We start from the raw sequence: 17,168 nt of genomic DNA, 5'->3' as shown, positions 1-17,168 counted from the left end.
CTCGCCTGACGCCGATGGCAGCGCCAGCCTGGTGCAGTACCCTGCGGGGAACCGGGAGAGAATCATGTCCAAGAAAATCGATCGCCGCCACTTCATCGCCGCCGGAGCCGGCGCCTTCGCGATGCCCTTCGTCTCGCGCAGCGCCTCGGCACAAGGTATTTGGCCGTCGCGGCAGATTCGCATGATTTGCAGCTATCCCGCCGGCGGGCAAACCGACCTGCTCGCACGCGCCTACGGCGAATTCATCTCCAAGCAGGTCGGCAAGACCGTGGTCGTCGAGAACAAGCCCGGCGCGTCCGGCGCGATCGGCACGGCGGAGGTCGCCCGCGCCGAGCCCGACGGTCACACCATGCTGTGCTCGATCTCGACCACTTACATCATGAACCGCGTGGTGATGAAGAATCCCGGCTACGACATGGACAAGGATCTGACGCTCGTCAGCGTCATTCCCGGCGCCGGCCTGTTGCTGGTGGCCAATCCGAAGACCGGGGTCAAGACGCTGGAGGATTTCGTCGCCTTCGCGCGCAAGAGCGGCAAGGTGAACTTCGGCACCTACAGCGCGGGCTCGGCCCCGCACATGACGATCAACGAGCTCAACAAGCAGTACGGCCTCAACATCGAGCCGATCCATTACCGCGGCGAGGCGCCGATGTGGACCGGGATGCTCGAAGGCACGCTCGATGTCGCGATGGGAAGCTACACGGCGGCACAGTCGGTCCTGCAAAGCGACCGCGGCACCGTGTTCGCGGTGCATTCGAAGAAGGTCGACGCGATCCCCACCGTCAAGACCCTCCCGGAACAGGGCGCGACCTCGAAATTCTTCACCGTGAGCGGCTTTTCGGGTTGGGCCGTGCCCAAGGCAACGCCGCAAGCCGTCGTCGACCGCCTGGCGGAGCTCTGCGTCGCGGCCAACAACGATCCGAAAGTGAAAGAGGTACTCGCCACCTTCGTGCTCGAGCCCGCCATCGGCTTCAAGGAGACCAACGAACTGTATCAGCGCGAACTGCCGGTCTGGATCGAGAGCGCGAAATCACTCGGCCTCGAACCGGCCTGAGCCTCGAGGCGCGGCGCGCAGGCCCTCCTTCCCGGCCGGCTTCCGACCAAAGCCTAGTGCCGGAAGTGCAATTTCACGCTATGATTGCGCGCCACCGCCGGAAGCCCCTCCTGGGGCGGACAATTAGGGCCGATCGCATGACACCGGATGCAGTCGCCGTCGCCGTTATGGTCATCCTGCTTTTTCCGATGGGCTATTTCACGCTGGCATCGCCCGCCTTCCTGCTGGTGAAGCTCGATATAAGGCCGGTCGCGCTGTTGCTGCGCGGCATGTTCAACGCCCATTTTCTGGTGATGCGCGTTGCCGGAATCGTCGCGACGCTGGCTTTGCTGCTCGACGGCCGCCCGCTCGCCGCGATCGGCGTCGGCCTGCTTGCAGCTCTTGCGATTGGCGGGCGCCGCTGGTTCATGCAGCGGATGGACGAGCAGCTCAACGCCGGCGAAGCCGGCGATACCGATGCCGCGGGTCGGCTGCGGCGGCTGCATTGGAGTGGAATGCTCTGCAACGCCGTGTTGCTTGCCGCCCTGCTGGTCAGCATTCCCTACATTGCGGCATCGGCGTAACCGGCATTTGGTCGCCGGAGCGGCGTGATCGCCAGGGCGGCTGCGGCGCCCGCCTAATGCTCGCCCGAACTCGCGACGCCCTGCTGCGCCTTGTGGATCGAGGACGGCACCACGCCAAAGTATTTCCGGAATACCCGGCTGAAATGCGATGAGCTGGAGAAGCCCCAGGAGAACGCGACGTCGGTGATGGTCTTGCCGGCGTGAGCCTCGAGCTCCTGGCGGCAGTTCTGCAAGCGCGCCTGCCAGATGTAGTCGCTCACCGTGGTGCCGCGTTCCGAGAACAACATGTGCAGATAGCGCTTGGAGCAGCCGAGTTCGGCGGAGATCTGGTCGATGCACAGATCCGGATCGCGCAGGTGCTCGCGGATGAAGAACTGCGCGCGCACATACATCGCTTCGGGCCCGACCCGGTCGAACATCGTGTCGGCTTCGCGCAGCGGCAGCAACAGCAGGTCAATCAGCGAATCGGCGACGCCGACCGCGCTGTTCGCCGACAGCTTTGCCGCTTCGTCGAAGGTCGCGTGGACGAAATCGTGGGCGATCCGCCCCGTGCCTGTCTTCGCCGACAGCTTGCATGCGGGCATCCGCTGCGACGGGAATCCGCGGTCTCGCAGCAGCGCCTTCGGCACGATCACCACGTCGTGACGGGTGAAGGCCGGGCTGATGATCGAATGCGGACAGGAGACGTCATAGGCGATGATGTCGCCGGGGTTGATCTCGATGTGGCGGCCTTCTTGTTCAAAATAGGACACGCCGTAGGTCTGGAAGTGAATCTTGATGTAGGGGTGCTCATTGGCCTTGGCGCGCGCCAGCGTGTGCGCGAGGCGATGCTGGCTCACCTCGATCTGACAGAGCTTGAGGCGCGAGACGCTCGTGTAGTCGATGCGGCCTTCGAGCGACGAGGCCTCCAGCGGATCGACGTCGAAATGCCCACACAGGCTCGTCAGCCCGTCGATCCAGCTCTGGATCTGGCGCTTCGGCGTCATGCCGGTCGTCGAGAGCGTGTGAATGGTGTCGGACATTAATCCAGCCACTGGTTGATCCGGAATTCGACGCGAATCGCGACCAGCGCTGTCGGAGCCCTCGGCCGTGATTGCGTGACGTTTACCTCGAATTTGAGCGGTCTTTTGGCACGAGCGCCATCGTTCCATTGCCACCCTTGAAAGTTAATCCTCCGCCTTAGTTGCAGCGCCGTCAAGGGGAACCTGAGCGTTGAGAGCGGCCGCGATGCCGCGCGGAAGCCGCTGAATTCGCTACTGCAAAATCAAATTCTTTTCCGCCGTGCGCTGTCGAGCAAACCGGCTTCTCTCTTGGGCAAGTTTCCCGGTGACGAAGTCGTTAGGGATTGCGGCAGGAACAACAAGAACGGGCCGCTCCTGCACGTGGACCCGTGGCTCTCATCAGGAGGAGGAAACAGCACAGCATCGTTTCTGGTCCCAATCGTGACCGCCCTGCACGAGCAGACGCCGGACGAAAAGCCCGGTGAATCGATATTGCTACGGAAACAATAAACGAGACCAACGGAGGAATGACTATGCGCAAGGTGCTACTGGCGACCTTACTCGGCTCAGCGGCGGCGCTCGCCGTCGGGAGCGCCTCAGCCAATGATGAAGTGCTCAAGATGTCGCAGAACCCGAAAGACTGGGTGATGCCGACCGGCGATTACGCCAATACCCGTTATTCCAAGCTCAACCAGATCAACGCACAAAACGTAGGCAAGCTCCAGGTGGCCTGGACCTTCTCGACCGGCGTGCTGCGCGGCCACGAAGGCGGCCCGCTGATCATCGGCAACATGATGTACGTCCACACGCCCTTCCCGAACAAGGTCTACGCCATTGACCTTTCGCAGGAGAACAAGATCGTCTGGAAGTACGAGCCGAAGCAGGACCCGAACGTCATCCCGGTGATGTGCTGCGACACGGTTAACCGCGGCCTTGCCTACGGCGACGGCAAGATCTTCCTGCATCAGGCCGACACCACCCTCGTCGCGCTCGATGTCAAGACCGGTCAGGTCGCATGGACCGCCAAGAACGGCGATCCCAGCAAGGGCGAGACCGGCACCTCGGCCCCGATGGTCATCAAGGACAAGGTGATGATCGGCATCTCGGGCGGCGAGTTCGGCGTGCAGGCCCATATGTCGGCCTACGACATCAAGACCGGCAAGCTGGCCTGGCGCGGCTATTCGGAAGGACCGGACGACCAGATCCTGGTCGACGCGGAGAAGACCACCGCGCTCGGCAAGCCTGTCGGCAAGGATTCGAGCCTCAAGACCTGGCAAGGCGATCAGTGGAAGATCGGCGGCGGCGCGACCTGGGGCTGGATCTCCTACGATCCCGAGCTGAACCTGCTCTATTACGGCTCGGGCAACCCCTCGACCTGGAATCCGAAGCAGCGTCCCGGCGACAACAAATGGTCGATGACGATCTGGGCGCGCAACCCGGACACCGGCCAGGCCAAGTGGGTCTATCAGATGACGCCCCACGACGAGTGGGACTATGACGGCGTCAACGAGATGATTCTCTCGGATCAGTCGATCAACGGCCAGCCGCGCAAGCTGCTGACGCACTTCGATCGTAACGGCCTCGGCTATACGCTCGACCGCGCCACCGGTGAGCTGCTGGTCGCCGAAAAGTACGATCCGAAGGTGAACTGGACCTCCGGCGTCGACATGGACAAGAACTCGCCGACCTATGGTCGTCCGAAGGTGCTCGACGCAGCTTCGACCGACAAGGCGGGCGAGGACCACAACGTGAAGGGCATCTGCCCGGCCGCGCTCGGCACGAAGGACGAGCAGCCGGCAGCCTACTCGCCGGACACGCAGCTGTTCTACGTTCCGACCAACCACGTCTGCATGGACTACGAGCCGTTCAAGGTGAGCTACACCGCGGGCCAGCCCTATGTGGGTGCGACGCTCTCGATGTATCCGCCGCAGGGTGAAAGCCACATGGGCAATTTCATCGCCTGGGACGGCAAGACCGGCAAGATCGTCTGGTCGAACAAGGAGCAGTTCTCGGTCTGGTCGGGTGCGCTCGCAACCGCCGGCGGCGTGGTGTTCTACGGCACGCTCGAAGGCTACCTGAAGGCGGTCGACGCCAAGACCGGCAAGGAGCTCTACAAGTTCAAGACTCCCTCCGGCATCATCGGCAACGTCACCACCTATGAGAACGGCGGCAAGCAATACGTCGCAGTGCTCTCCGGCGTCGGCGGCTGGGCCGGCATCGGTCTGGCGGCCGGTCTGACCGATCCGACCGCAGGTCTCGGCGCAGTCGGTGGCTACGCAGCCCTCAGCAACTACACGGCACTCGGCGGCACGCTGACCGTGTTCTCGCTGCCGAACTAGGCCCATCATCATCGCTCCGGCGCGTGGATCAAGTCCACGCGCCGGCTCGTCTCCCCCGGGCTCCTTCGAGGATAAATCTCTTGCGTAAAATCTGCTCTGTCATTGCTGCGACGATCTTGGTTGCGTCCGGAGGAATTGCGTTCGCGGACGGTCCGGGCGACCCGACCGCCGTGAAGAAGGAAGACGACGGAAAGTGGCTCGATAAAGAGGGAACACCGACCTACAAGATTTCGGCGGACGGCACCGTGGACTGGTTCACCTATTCCGGATACCGCCGCTATCACTCCGACTGCCACGTCTGCCACGGGCCCGACGGCATGGGCTCCACCTACGCGCCGGCGCTCAAGGATTCCGTGAAGTCGATGAGCTATGGCGACTTCCTCGGCGTGGTCGCCTCCGGTCGCAAGAACGTCTCGACCGCGCAGGAGAACGTCATGCCGGCCTTCGGCGATAACCCGAACGTCGCCTGCTACATGGACGATCTGTACGTCTATCTGCGCGCCCGCTCCACTGAAGCGTGGGGCCGGCAGCGCCCCTCCAAGAAGGAGGAGAAGACAGAGGCCTACACCAAGGCGGAAGACGCCTGCATGGGCAAGAAGTGAACGCTACTGGGATTGCCGAGACGACCTCTTGGCGCCCGATGAGAATCTGAGGAGTTTACGATGAAGACACGTGCCGCCGTCGCTTTCGAGGCCAAGAAGCCGCTCGAGATCGTCGAGCTCGATCTGGAAGGTCCGAAGGCCGGCGAAGTCCTGGTCGAGATCAAGGCGACGGGCATCTGCCATACCGACGCCTATACGCTCGACGGCTTCGACAGCGAGGGAATCTTCCCGTCGATCCTGGGCCACGAGGGCGCGGGCATCATCCGCGAGATCGGCCCCGGCGTGAGCTCGGTGAAGCCGGGTGACCACGTCATCCCGCTCTACACGCCGGAATGCCGGCAGTGCAAAAGCTGCCTCAGCCGGAAGACCAATCTCTGCACCGCGATCCGCGCGACGCAGGGCAAGGGCGTGATGCCCGACGGCACCAGCCGCTTCTCCTACAAGGGCAAGCCGGTCTACCACTACATGGGCTGCTCGACCTTCTCGAACTTCACCGTGCTGCCGGAGATCGCGGTCGCCAAGATCCGCGAGGATGCTCCCTTCGACAAGAGCTGCTACATCGGCTGCGGCGTCACGACCGGCGTCGGCGCCGTCGTCAACACCGCGAAAGTCGAGCCCGGCTCCAACGTGGTCGTGTTCGGCCTCGGCGGCATCGGCCTCAACGTGATTCAGGGCGCCAAGATGGCCGGCGCCGACAAGATCATCGGCGTCGACATCAACGATGCCAAGGAGGACTGGGGCCGCAGGTTCGGCATGACCGAATTCGTCAATCCCAAGAAGGTCACCGGCGACATCGTCCAGCATCTCGTCGGCCTCACCGACGGCGGCGCCGACTACACCTTCGATTGCACCGGCAACACCACGGTGATGCGCCAGGCGCTGGAAGCCTGTCATCGCGGCTGGGGCACCTCGATCATCATCGGCGTTGCCGAGTCCGGCAAGGAGATCGCCACCCGCCCGTTCCAGCTCGTCACCGGGCGCAACTGGCGCGGCACCGCCTTCGGCGGCGCGCGCGGCCGCACCGACGTGCCGAAGATCGTCGACTGGTACATGAACGGAAAGATCCAGATCGATCCGATGATCACCCACGTGCTCAAGCTCGAGGAGATCAACAAGGGCTTTGACCTCATGCACGAGGGCAAATCCATCCGTTCAGTCGTCGTGTTCTAGCTCGAAACCGTCACCCCAAGGAGGATCGACCCATGACTGTTGCACTCCATCCCTCGATCGACAACGGCCTCAAACAGGGCAGCGGCAGCTTTGCCGGCGGCACGCTCGTCTGCAAATGCAGCGATCATCCGGTCAAGGTCGGCATCAAGGGCGACGTCGCCCACAATCATGCCTGTGGCTGCACCAAATGCTGGAAGCCGCAGGGCGCGAACTTCTCGGTCGTTGCCGTGGTTCCGCGCCAGAACGTCACCGTGCTCGAGAACGGCGACAAGCTCCAGATCGTCGATCCTTCCGCAGTGATCCAGCGCCACGCCTGCAAGGCCTGCGGCACCCACATGTACGGCCGGATCGAGAACAAGGGCCACCCGTTCTACGGTCTCGATTTCGTCCATCCCGAGCTGTTCCAGGAGCAGGGCTCGCAGGCGCCGCAATTCGCCGCCTTCGTCTCCTCCGTGATCGAATCCGGCGTGAAGCCGGAGCAGATGGCGGGCATTCGTTCGCGGCTGAAGGAAATCGGGCTCGAGCCCTATGATTGCTTATCGCCGGCCCTGATGGATGCGATCGCGACCCACGTCGCCAAAGCCAAGGCCGCCTAGCAAGGCCCCCTGAGCTGGCCAGGCCACCGAGCTTCGGCCAGACCTCCCCGTGCTCGCTGGCGTCGACCTCCGCCAGCGAGCCGGATCGGTCCGCGCTTCAGGACCAATGCGGCGATGCCGCCGCCTCTGCAACCGACGCGTCGACGAGGGTGACGAGCTCCCTCAGTCCTGGTCTCTGAATGACTGCGCAGCGCCGCCAACTTCCCTCTCGAAGTTCCGGCCCCTGCGTTTCTCCCTCCCTCGACTGAGGCATCCTGCTTCGTCCGTGCAGTCTTTCTGGCGGACGAAGCCTTTTTCATCGCAGCCCCGTTTGCGAACGCGACTCCACGCAGCGCGCTGACGCGCCCTGCTTTTGACAAACCATCGATGCAGACTTTTCCCCGTGAGAACACTCGGCTGTGAACGCCGAGCAGGCGCGATCCCGTTACGATCGCGCCGTCACGATGCCGCGCGAATACAATCAATCAAGAACAAAGAACGGGAGGTATCGAACACATCCGATCAACGAGATTCGCCTTCCTGCCCGCTGCCGGGATCTGCCCGTGCAGGAGCGTGGGCCGGGATGCGACGCAACTGGCACTGCGCCGACAGGCGTCGGCGCGTTTTGAATTTGGCATGCTTATGAAGAGCGAGTGATGATCATGATCAAGGTGAAGATCAACGGCCAGGAACAGAGCTGGGACGGCGACCCGGATCTCCCGCTACTCTGGTTCCTGCGTGACGAGGCCGGGCTGACCGGCACCAAGTTCGGCTGCGGCCAGGCCCTGTGCGGCTCCTGCACCGTCATCGTCGACAAGGAGGCGGTGCGCTCCTGCATCACGTCGATCAACGACGTTGCCGGACGCGAGGTCACCACGATCGAGGGGCTGCATCCGAACGGCGACCATCCGGTGCAAAAGGCTTGGCGCCAGGTCAACGTGCCGCAATGCGGCTTCTGCCAGGCCGGCCAGATCATGCAGGCCGCCGCACTTCTGATGGACAACCCCAAGCCCTCGCACGACCAGATCCGCCAGGCGATGTCCGGCAACATCTGCCGGTGCGGCTGCTACCAGCGCATCGAGAACGCGGTCCATCTCGCATCGACGGGAGTGTGACATGAATTTCATCGACAATCCCCGCAAGCTTCGCGGTTTCGAGAAGCACGTCAGGGTCGAGAAGGTCTCGCGCCGCAGCATCCTGAAGGGGCTCGGCGTCACCGGCGGCTTCGTGCTCGCCGCCCCCGTGATGTCGCGCCAGGCGCTGGCCTATGAAACCGGTGCCGGCAAGATGCCGCACGGCGTCGTGGTCGATCCGCGCGTTTTCGTCTCGGTCGCCCCTGATGGTATCGTCACCATCGTCGGGCACCGCTCGGAAATGGGCACCGGCGTACGCACCAGCCTGCCGTTGATCGTGGCCGAGGAGATGGAAGCCGACTGGTCCAGGGTCAAGGTGCAGCAGGCCCATGGCGACGAGGTCAAGTTCGGCAACCAGGACACCGACGGCTCGCGCAGCACGCGTCACTATCTGATCCCGATGCGCCAGATCGGCGCCTCCGCCCGCACCATGCTGGAGCAGGCCGCGGCGAAGCGCTGGGGCGTGCCGGCGACCGAGGTCAAGGCCGTCAATCACGAGGTCGTCCACAGCGCCAGCGGCCGCAAGCTCGGTTTCGGCGAGCTCGCAACTGATGCCGCCAAGGAATCAGTGCCCGCACTCGAAGGCCTCAAGCTGAAGGACCCCAAGGATTTCCGCTACCTGACCAAAGGCCAGATCGGCATCGTCGATCTCCACGACATCACCACCGGCAAGGCGCGTTACGGCGCAGATGTGCGCCTGCCCGGCATGAAATATGCCGTGATCGCACGCCCGCCGGTGACCGGCGGCAAGCTCGTCTCGTTCGATCCGGACGCGGCACTCAAGGTCCCCGGCGTCGAGAAGGTGATGAAGGTTCAAGGCTGGCCGTGGCCGTCCAAGTTCCAGCCGCTCGGCGGCGTCGCCGTGATCGCGCGCAACACCGGCGCGGCGATCAAGGGCCGGGATGCGCTGAAGCTGACCTGGGACGACGGCGCCAACGCCAAATACGACTCGGTCGCCTACCGCAAGGAACTCGAGGAGGCCTCGCGCAAGCCGGGCCTCGTCGTGCGCAAGGAGGGCGATGCGGATGCCGCCCTGAAGAGCGCCGAGAAGGTGATCGTCGGCGAGTACTACATCCCGCATCTTGCCCATGTCAGCATGGAGCCGCCGGTGGCGGTCGCCGACGTCAAGGGCGACAAGGCCGAGATCTGGGCGCCGGTGCAGAGCCCCGGCGGCACCCGCGACGACGTCGCCAAGACGCTCGGCATTCCCGAGGGCAACGTCACCGTCAATGTCACCCTGCTCGGCGGCGGCTTCGGCCGCAAGTCGAAATGCGACTTTGCGCTCGAGGCTGCCCTGCTGTCGAAGGAGCTCGGCGCGCCGGTGAAGGTGCAATGGACGCGGGAGGACGACATTCGTAACGGCTTCCTGCATACGGTCTCGGCCGAGCGGATCGAGGCCGGCCTCGACAAGAACGGCAAGGTGATCGCATGGCGCCACCGCAGCGTGGCTCCCAGCATCGCCTCGACCTTCGCGGCCGGCACCGTGCACCAGGCACCGTTCGAGGTCGGCATGGGCCTCGCGGACATGCCGTTCGAGATCGCCAACATCTCCTGCGAGAATCCGGAAGCCGCCGCGCATACCCGCATCGGCTGGTTCCGCTCGGTCTCCAACATCCCGCGCGCCTTCGCGGTGCAGTCGATGGTCGGCGAGATCGCGCAGGCGACGGGGCGCGACCAGAAGGACATGCTGCTCGAGCTGATCGGCTCGCCCCGCATCGTCAAGCCGAACGTGAAGGACCTCTGGAACTACGGCGAGCCCCAGGACAGCTACCCGATCGACACCGCGCGCCTGCGCAAGGTGGTCGAGCTGGTCGCCGAGAAGGGCGAATGGGGCCGGAAGGTGCCGAAGGGCCACGGCCTCGGCATCGCCGTGCACCGCAGCTTCGTCAGCTACATCGCGACCATCGTCGAGGTCGCCGTCGACGACAAGGGCAAGCTGTCGGTGCCAAGGGTCGACACCGCGATCGATTGCGGCACCTATGTCAATCCCGAACGCATCGCCTCGCAGATCGAGGGCGCTGCGATCATGGGGCTGAGCCTCGCCAAATACGGTGAGATCAGCTTCAAGGACGGCAAGGTACAGCAGAAGAATTTTGACGACTTCCAGGTCGTCAGGATCGACGAATCGCCTGCGGTGACCAACGTCTACATCGTGCCGCCCGGACCCGACATGCCGCCGAGCGGCGTCGGCGAGCCCGGCGTTCCGCCATTCGCGCCGGCCCTGATCAACGCGATCTTCGCGGCGACGGGAAAACGTATCCGCTCGCTTCCGATCGGCAAGCAATTGGAGGCGTAAGACGAAAGAGAAGCGCGAGACGGAACACAAACCTTCTCGCGCCGTTTCCATCGATCTGACAGGAGCAGATCGATGACCAACATCTCAAGGGCGCTCGCAGTCTCGCTGTCGGGCGCCTTTCTTGTGACGGCCTCCGGCGCATTCGCCCAAGGCAATACGACGCCGCCGACCACGGCCACGCGCCCGACCACGCCCGACCAGAACTCGTTGCCAAACGCCAACGCCCCGCCCGCCTCGACCACCCAGACCACCGGACAGCACAATCCCGATCCAAAGGTTCAGGAGATGAACCAGAAGGAAAAGGACAAGGTCGATCGTCAGGGAAAGTAGGCTGCTCACGCGCCGTCATGGCCGGGCTCGCCCCGGCCATCCACGGCCTTCGCGGCGCTGAAGCGGCTTCGGCCGCGCAGGCGGGACAAGCCCGGACATGACGACGAGTACGCGCACGGGCAATCCATCCCGAACACTAGAATGCGGCGGACGCCGCCGTCCGCCGCATTCGCCACCCCCTGCTGCTCCGCTATCTTCGATCCGCCCGCGGAGCTACTTCTTCAGTGCGAACACCCAGATGACGCCGCCTTGCGGCACATTGGCTTCGATGCCGATGTTGTTGGTCACCAGCGCGTCCTGGATCCGTTGCGCGTCCACGCCCCATCCCGACTGAATCGCGATGTATTGGGTGCCGTCGATCTCATAGGACACCGGCATGCCCATGATGCCGGAGTTGGTCTTCTGCTCCCAGAGGAGCTCGCCGGTCTTGGCGTTGAAGGCGCGGAAGTTGCGGTCGTTGGTGCCACCGACGAAGATGAGATCGCCCGCAGTCGCCGTCACCGAGCCGAACAGCTGCGATTTCGGGAAGTTGTGCTGCCACACCTTCTTGCCCGTCGCGGGATCCCAAGCCTGCAGCTCGCCGAAATGATCCGCGCCCGGCTTCGTCTTCAGGCCGATGTCCTCCGGCTTGGTGCCGAGCCAGAGCTCGCCCGGCTTGAGCGCGACCTTCTCGCCGGTGAACCCGCCGCAGAAGTTCTCGTTGGCAGGCACATAGACGAGGCCGGTCTTCTGGCTGTAGGCCGCCGACGGCCAGTCCTTGCCGCCCCACAGCGACGGACAGAACTCGACGCGCTTGCCGATCACCGGCTTGTGCGCGGGATCGACGATGGGCTTGCCGCTCTCGGGTTCGATACCCTTCCAGACGTCGGTGGAGACGAACGGCCAGCCGGCGACATAGTTGATCTTGGTCGGTGTGCGTTCGAGCACCCAGAAGATCGCGTCGCGGCCCGGATGGACCAGGCTCTTGATGTTGCGGCCGTCGCGCTGCAGGTCGATCAGCATCGGCGCCTCGACCTCATCCCAGTCCCAGGAATCGTTCTGGTGATACTGGTGATGGGTCTTGATCTTGCCGGTGTTGGGATCGAGCGCGAGCACCGAGGAGGTGTAGAGATTGTCGCCGGGATGGGTCTCGCCGGGCCATGGCGCGGCGTTGCCGACGCCCCAATAGATCGTCTTGGTCTCCTTGTCGTAATTGCCAGTCATCCAGGCCGAACCGCCGCCGTTCTTCCAGTCGTCGCCCTGCCAGGTCTCATGGCCTGGCTCGCCTTCGCCCGGAATGGTGAAGGTGCGCCACAGCTCCTTGCCGTCCTTGGCGTCATAGGCGGCGACATAGCCGCGCACGCCGAACTCGCCGCCGGAGCCGCCGACGATCACCTTGCCGTCGACGATCAACGGCATCAGGGTCATGTACTGGCCCTTCTTGTAGTCCTGCACCTTGGTGTCCCACACCACCTTGCCGGTCTTGGCATCGAGCGCGACGACGTGGTCGTCCGTCGTGGCGAGGAAGAGCTTGTCCTCCCAGAGGCCGACGCCGCGGCTGGTCGGATGCAGCTGGAACAGATCGTCGGGGAGCTGCCGCTTGTAACGCCAGTATTCGTCGCCGGTCTTGGCATTCAGCGCGATGACCTGCCCCATCGGGGTCGCCACGAACATCACGCCGTTGTTGACGATCGGCGGCGCCTCGTGGCCTTCGACGACGCCGGTGGCGAAAGTCCAGACCGGCGTGAGGTTCTTCACGTTGGACGTATTGATCTGCTCGAGCGGGCTGTAGCCGTGGCCATCATAGGTGCGCCGATAGAGCATCCAGTTGCTCGGCTCCGGATTTTCCAGCCGCTGCGCCGTGACCGGCGAATAGCTCTCGATCGGGCCAGCCATTGCGGCGGTCGAAACGAGGCAGGTGAAGGCGACGAAGCCGGACAGGTAGAATTGCTTCCTGATCATGGAAGTGTTCATGGACGTTCCCCTTTTTTCATCCGTTTGAATTCTTGTGTTGAATTCTTGTCGTTCGTCCCGTCGTCCGCCGTCGGCGGATACGACCTCTCGTGACGCGGGCTTAGGGCCCGCACCGTCCGTCATCCTGGCTGCGCGCCACCTACCTTTCCGATGAAATTGCCGGCGACGCTGAGCGATCCGTCAGCGAGCGCGAGCGGCAGCGCCGCGAGCCGCCGCGGCGCCGGTCCGAACACGACCTGTGCGCCCGCGCGAGGATCGTATTCGGAGTTGTGGCACATGCACTTGAACACCTCCTTGTCGCCGACATCGCTCTTCACCCAGGCGGTGACGGGACAGCCGGCATGCGCGCAGATCGCGGAATAGGCGATGATGCCGTCGACGGCGCGCGCGGCGGTCTTCTCGTCGAGCTCGGCGGGATCGAGCCGGATGATCAGGATCTCGTTGAGCCGGGAGGCACTGCGCACCACCGATGTCTTGGGATCCTTTGGCCAGGCATGCACCGGCGGTCCGCCGGCCGGCAGGTCGGCCGCGGTGATCAGTTTTCCTTCCTTGTCGCCTTCGGAGAAGACGAGCACATCGCCCTTCTGGGGCCGTTCGTCGGAGCCGGGCGGATCCTCATCCGCGCGCGCCTGTGCGGAGCAACCGAGGCAGGCGGTGGCGGCGAGCGCGCCGAGCAGCACGGTTCGCCGCGTCTGCTCACTGCATGCATCAGCGTTTGGTTCCGTGGAGCTCGCGGACGATGAGGAGTCGGTCGTGAACGATGCGCGGGACATGTTCGCAAGCAGGCGCTGGAACTCTGCCAAAAACAAGGCGAAGAATTGGCGCCGCAATGCATCAATATGGCTTTGCTCGTTTTGATTGAGCAAGGCTGAATACAATCAAACGCGTTTTCGCGATTTCAACGTCACGCGGCGCGATCGGCATGATGATTTTGCAGATCAGACCGATGATGTCGGAATTGGTGCAGCGCGCTATTCGTCGCGCTGCGCAAACGCGACGCGATATGCTTGCACACTCTGCAGGCAGTCGGTCGGCATCAGGACCTGAGCACGTGACGCGGCGCGGCGATAGAACCGGCAACGGTTGCGGACGCCATCTCGAAGCTGTCGGCGATGCGGCGCGCCTTGTCGATGAACAATGCTGCGGCCGGCGGCGGGCAGACCTCGCGCGCGGTCTGCTCGAACAGATCGAGCCAGCGGTCGAAATGGCCGCCGACCAGACTCAGCGGCAGATGCGCCCGCATCGGCGAGCCGTGATAGCGGCCGCTCATCAGCACGACCGAGGACCAGAAATCCTTGAGCTTGGCGAGATGCTCGTCCCAGTTCTGCACGGCGGCGAACACCGGTCCCAGCTGGGCGTCTTCGCGTACCCGTCCGTAGAAGCGGGTGACGAGTTCCCCGATCATCTCCTCGGTGATCCCGGTGCGCTCGATCGCATCCTGGGTCAACAGGTTCCGCCGTGCGGCCGCCGCCTCGCGCTCGGCCTTCAGTCGATCCGACATATTTCTCTTCGCCCGTTTCGTCTTCCCCTCTCCCCCTGTGGAAGAGGGTGGCTCGCCGCATAGCGGCGAGACGGGTGAGGGGTATCTCTCCGCTCACGCCTCAAGCATTTGAGCCTGCGGAACCAACCCCTCATCCGGCGCTTCGCGCCACCTTCTCCCACAAGGGGGAGAAGGAAGGACACCTGCGTCCATGCTGAGACAATTCGCTACGTCCGTCTTTGTCGCAGCGCAAATGACAAGATCAGGCGCCGTAGCTGTAAAAGCCCTGCCCGGTCTTGCGGCCGAGATGGCCGGCATCGACCATTTCCTTCAGCAGCGGCGCTGGCCGATATTTAGGATCGTTGAAGCCCTTGTAAAAGACCTCCATCACCGAAAGCATGGTGTCGAGCCCGACGAGATCGGCCAGAGCCAGCGGCCCGATCGGATGGTTGCAGCCGAGCTTCATGCCGGCGTCGATCTCTTCCGCGGTCGCAATCCCCTCCTGGAGCGCGAAGATCGCCTCGTTGATCATCGGGCACAGGATGCGGTTGACGGCAAAGCCCGGGCTGTTCTTGGCGGTGATCGCCACCTTGCCGACGCGCTGGGCGAAATCGAGCGCCTTAGCGTGAGTGTCGTCCGAGGTCTGCAGGCCGCGGATCAGTTCCAGCAGTGCCATCACCGGCACCGGGTTGAAGAAGTGCATGCCGATGAAGCGGTCGGGACGGTCGGTCGCGGCAGCAAGCTTGGTGATGGAGATCGACGAGGTGTTGGTCGCGACCAGCGTGCGCGGCGACAAGCTGGCGCAGAGGTCCTTCAGGATCTTGACCTTGAGCTCCTCGTTCTCGGTCGCGGCCTCGATGACCAGGTCGCAATCCGACAGCTTCGCCCGGTCGGTGGTGCCGGTGATGCGCTTGAGCGTGGCGTCGCGATCGGCTGCCGACATCTTCTCCTTCTTGACCAGGCGCTCGAGGCTGCCGCCAACGGTCGAAAGCCCGCGGTTCACGGCCGCATCGGAAATGTCGACCATCACGACTGAGAGCCCGGCCGCCGCGCAGATCTGCGCGATGCCGTTCCCCATGGTCCCTGCCCCGATGATGCCAACGGTCTGGATCATTGCCTCTTATCCTTCATCCTTGCGAGCGTGCCAGGCCGGCCCCGCCCATTGTTCCTGCACCAGGGTCTAGCACCGCCGCCAGGCGGCAGCGACCCGATCCTTCCCCTTCCTTAAAGCATCCATGGCGGGAATAAAGCCGCCTTTCGGCCGCGAACGGGCCCCGTTTGGGCGTTTGGCAGGCGGTTCGCCCCTGAATTTGCTCCGGCTCTCTGCCGGTGCCCGCAACGAACGGCCGCCACCGGCGCGCTTCCGATCGCCATCGACCTACACCGATCGGACGATGCGGCCCCCACCGACGCGATGTAATTGATGCACCCAGCCCACCGCGAATGCCTCGCAGCTCTCTTGTGACATAGCCCACATCAGCAGCGGGGCTCGCCCGTTAGCATCGTGACCATGAAAAAACACATCAAGCTCCCCGTCATCCTCACCGCCCTCGTCGTCGCAACGCAGGGCCTGGCAGCGGAGATCAAGGGCGCCGGCTCGACCTTCGTTTCGCCCGTGATGGCGAAATGGACCGACGCGTACAAGGCGCAGACCGGAAACATCGTCAGCTATCAAGCGGTCGGCTCCGGCATCGGCCTCAACCTGATCAAGAAGGAAGCCGTCGATTTCGGCACCAGCGATATGCCGCTCGAGCCGAAGGAGCTCGACAGGCTCGGGCTGATGCAATTTCCGATCGTGATCGGAGGCGTCGTCCCGGTGGTCCATGTTGACGGCATCAAGCCCGGCCAGCTCCGCTTCACCGGCCAGCTGCTCGCCGACATCTACCTTGGCAAGCTCAAATCCTGGAACGATCCGGCCATTGGCGCGATCAACCCTGATATCAGCCTGCCCAACGCGCCGATCACGGTAATTCACCGGGTCGACGGCTCCGGCACGACGTTCAACTGGTCGAATTATCTGTCGAAGGTCAGCCCGCAATGGAAGGCGAGCGTGGGTGAAGGCACCTCGGTCGAGTGGCCGCTTGGCCTCGGCGGCCGAGGCAATGACGGCGTCGCCTCACTCGTCAGCCTGGTCCCCGGCGCGATCGGCTATCTCGAATACACCTACGCGCTGCAACGGCTCGACCGGATTTCCTTTGGGATCGTGCAGAACAGTGCCGGCAATTTCGTCGTGCCCGACGGCGCATCGTTCCAGGCCGCGGCCGCGAGCGCGGACTGGAAGGCGGAGAAGGATTTCCATCTCGTGCTCACCAACGCGCCCGGTCAAGACGCCTACCCGATCACGGCGACGACCTTCGTGCTGATGCCGAAGGCGCCGAAATATCCGGAGCGCTCCGCAGCCGCCATCGACTTCGTCCGCTGGTCGCTCGGGAGCGGCAAATCCCAGGCCGAGACGCTCAACTACGTCCCGCTCCCACACACCCTGGTCGATCAGGTCGAACGCTATTGGCAGCAGAGCCTTAGAGTCACCCCGACGGTCTCGGCTTCGACGAGCGTCGTCAAGCGCTGAAGCCGAACGCGACCAGGCTAAATTCAGTTTTCAAACCGCTCCATGTGAGTATGTTGTGATCGGCCTGCCGGCGGGAAACCTTCCCAAGCGGCAGGCGGAGCCA

The 17,168-nt window shown here is 63.8% G+C and carries 15 protein-coding genes; 10 read left to right on the top strand and 5 right to left on the bottom strand.

What is annotated here, in order from left to right:
• The first annotated feature begins 64 nt into the window (after positions 1–64).
• Both RPS27_RS22530 and RPS27_RS22525 read left to right on the top strand, forming a co-directional pair.
• The gene (locus RPS27_RS22530) at positions 65–1,054 is read left to right on the top strand and encodes a tripartite tricarboxylate transporter substrate binding protein (RefSeq protein ID WP_313754434.1); all 990 of its coding nucleotides are present in this window, start codon (positions 65–67) and stop codon (positions 1,052–1,054) included.
• Positions 1,055–1,191: 137 nt separating this feature from the next.
• Positions 1,192–1,617: a hypothetical protein gene (locus RPS27_RS22525; protein WP_194408408.1), complete on the top strand. Its 426-nt coding sequence runs from the start codon at positions 1,192–1,194 to the stop codon at positions 1,615–1,617.
• Between the two features lie 53 nt (positions 1,618–1,670).
• Here RPS27_RS22525 and RPS27_RS22520 read toward each other — a convergent pair whose 3' ends face one another.
• Positions 1,671–2,639: a helix-turn-helix domain-containing protein gene (locus tag RPS27_RS22520; RefSeq protein WP_194403582.1), complete on the bottom strand. Its 969-nt coding sequence runs from the start codon at positions 2,637–2,639 to the stop codon at positions 1,671–1,673.
• A 512-nt stretch (positions 2,640–3,151) separates the two neighbouring features.
• Between RPS27_RS22520 and xoxF5 the strand changes: the two genes are divergently transcribed.
• The 7 genes from xoxF5 to RPS27_RS22485 all read left to right on the top strand — a co-directional run bounded on the left by xoxF5 (position 3,152) and on the right by RPS27_RS22485 (position 11,063).
• The gene (gene xoxF5, locus RPS27_RS22515) at positions 3,152–4,957 is read left to right on the top strand and encodes a lanthanide-dependent methanol dehydrogenase XoxF5 (protein WP_212069216.1); all 1,806 of its coding nucleotides are present in this window, start codon (positions 3,152–3,154) and stop codon (positions 4,955–4,957) included.
• 80 nt (positions 4,958–5,037) lie between these two features.
• Positions 5,038–5,559, top strand: a complete 522-nt coding sequence (locus RPS27_RS22510) for a c-type cytochrome, methanol metabolism-related (RefSeq protein ID WP_211416521.1) — start codon at positions 5,038–5,040, stop codon at positions 5,557–5,559.
• Between the two features lie 60 nt (positions 5,560–5,619).
• Complete coding sequence (locus RPS27_RS22505; protein WP_194403583.1) at positions 5,620–6,729, top strand: S-(hydroxymethyl)glutathione dehydrogenase/class III alcohol dehydrogenase; 1,110 nt, start codon at positions 5,620–5,622, stop codon at positions 6,727–6,729.
• A gap of 32 nt (positions 6,730–6,761) precedes the next feature.
• Entirely contained in the window at positions 6,762–7,325 is a 564-nt protein-coding gene (gfa, locus tag RPS27_RS22500; RefSeq protein WP_194403584.1) for an S-(hydroxymethyl)glutathione synthase, read from the top strand.
• A 641-nt stretch (positions 7,326–7,966) separates the two neighbouring features.
• Positions 7,967–8,419 (top strand): (2Fe-2S)-binding protein, encoded by a 453-nt coding sequence (locus tag RPS27_RS22495; protein WP_194408411.1) that lies wholly within the window; start codon positions 7,967–7,969, stop codon positions 8,417–8,419.
• 1 nt (position 8,420) lies between these two features.
• Positions 8,421–10,733 carry a molybdopterin cofactor-binding domain-containing protein gene (locus tag RPS27_RS22490; RefSeq protein ID WP_211416520.1) on the top strand — a complete coding sequence of 771 codons (2,313 nt, stop codon included), beginning with the start codon at positions 8,421–8,423 and terminating at the stop codon, positions 10,731–10,733.
• Between the two features lie 72 nt (positions 10,734–10,805).
• Positions 10,806–11,063, top strand: a complete 258-nt coding sequence (locus RPS27_RS22485; protein ID WP_194403586.1) for a hypothetical protein — start codon at positions 10,806–10,808, stop codon at positions 11,061–11,063.
• Positions 11,064–11,276: 213 nt separating this feature from the next.
• Here the strand turns inward: RPS27_RS22485 and RPS27_RS22480 are convergent, their stop codons facing one another.
• From RPS27_RS22480 to RPS27_RS22465, 4 genes are all read right to left on the bottom strand, one after another.
• Complete coding sequence (locus RPS27_RS22480) at positions 11,277–13,004, bottom strand: methanol/ethanol family PQQ-dependent dehydrogenase (protein ID WP_313754571.1); 1,728 nt, start codon at positions 13,002–13,004, stop codon at positions 11,277–11,279.
• A gap of 131 nt (positions 13,005–13,135) precedes the next feature.
• Complete coding sequence (locus RPS27_RS22475; RefSeq protein WP_313754433.1) at positions 13,136–13,789, bottom strand: ubiquinol-cytochrome c reductase iron-sulfur subunit; 654 nt, start codon at positions 13,787–13,789, stop codon at positions 13,136–13,138.
• Between the two features lie 263 nt (positions 13,790–14,052).
• Positions 14,053–14,517, bottom strand: coding sequence for a group III truncated hemoglobin (locus RPS27_RS22470; protein WP_211416518.1), 465 nt, complete (start codon positions 14,515–14,517; stop codon positions 14,053–14,055).
• Positions 14,518–14,758: 241 nt separating this feature from the next.
• Positions 14,759–15,610: a 3-hydroxybutyryl-CoA dehydrogenase gene (locus RPS27_RS22465; protein ID WP_194403590.1), complete on the bottom strand. Its 852-nt coding sequence runs from the start codon at positions 15,608–15,610 to the stop codon at positions 14,759–14,761.
• Positions 15,611–16,006: 396 nt separating this feature from the next.
• Between RPS27_RS22465 and pstS the strand changes: the two genes are divergently transcribed.
• Positions 16,007–17,065 (top strand): phosphate ABC transporter substrate-binding protein PstS, encoded by a 1,059-nt coding sequence (gene pstS / locus RPS27_RS22460; protein ID WP_313754432.1) that lies wholly within the window; start codon positions 16,007–16,009, stop codon positions 17,063–17,065.
• The last annotated feature ends 103 nt before the right edge of the window (positions 17,066–17,168 follow it).

Source organism: Bradyrhizobium sp. WYCCWR 12699, assembly GCF_032144035.1.
GTDB lineage: Bacteria > Pseudomonadota > Alphaproteobacteria > Rhizobiales > Xanthobacteraceae > Bradyrhizobium.
Note: the sequence above shows the minus strand (reverse complement) of the source record. Positions and strands in the feature narration are given on the sequence as shown.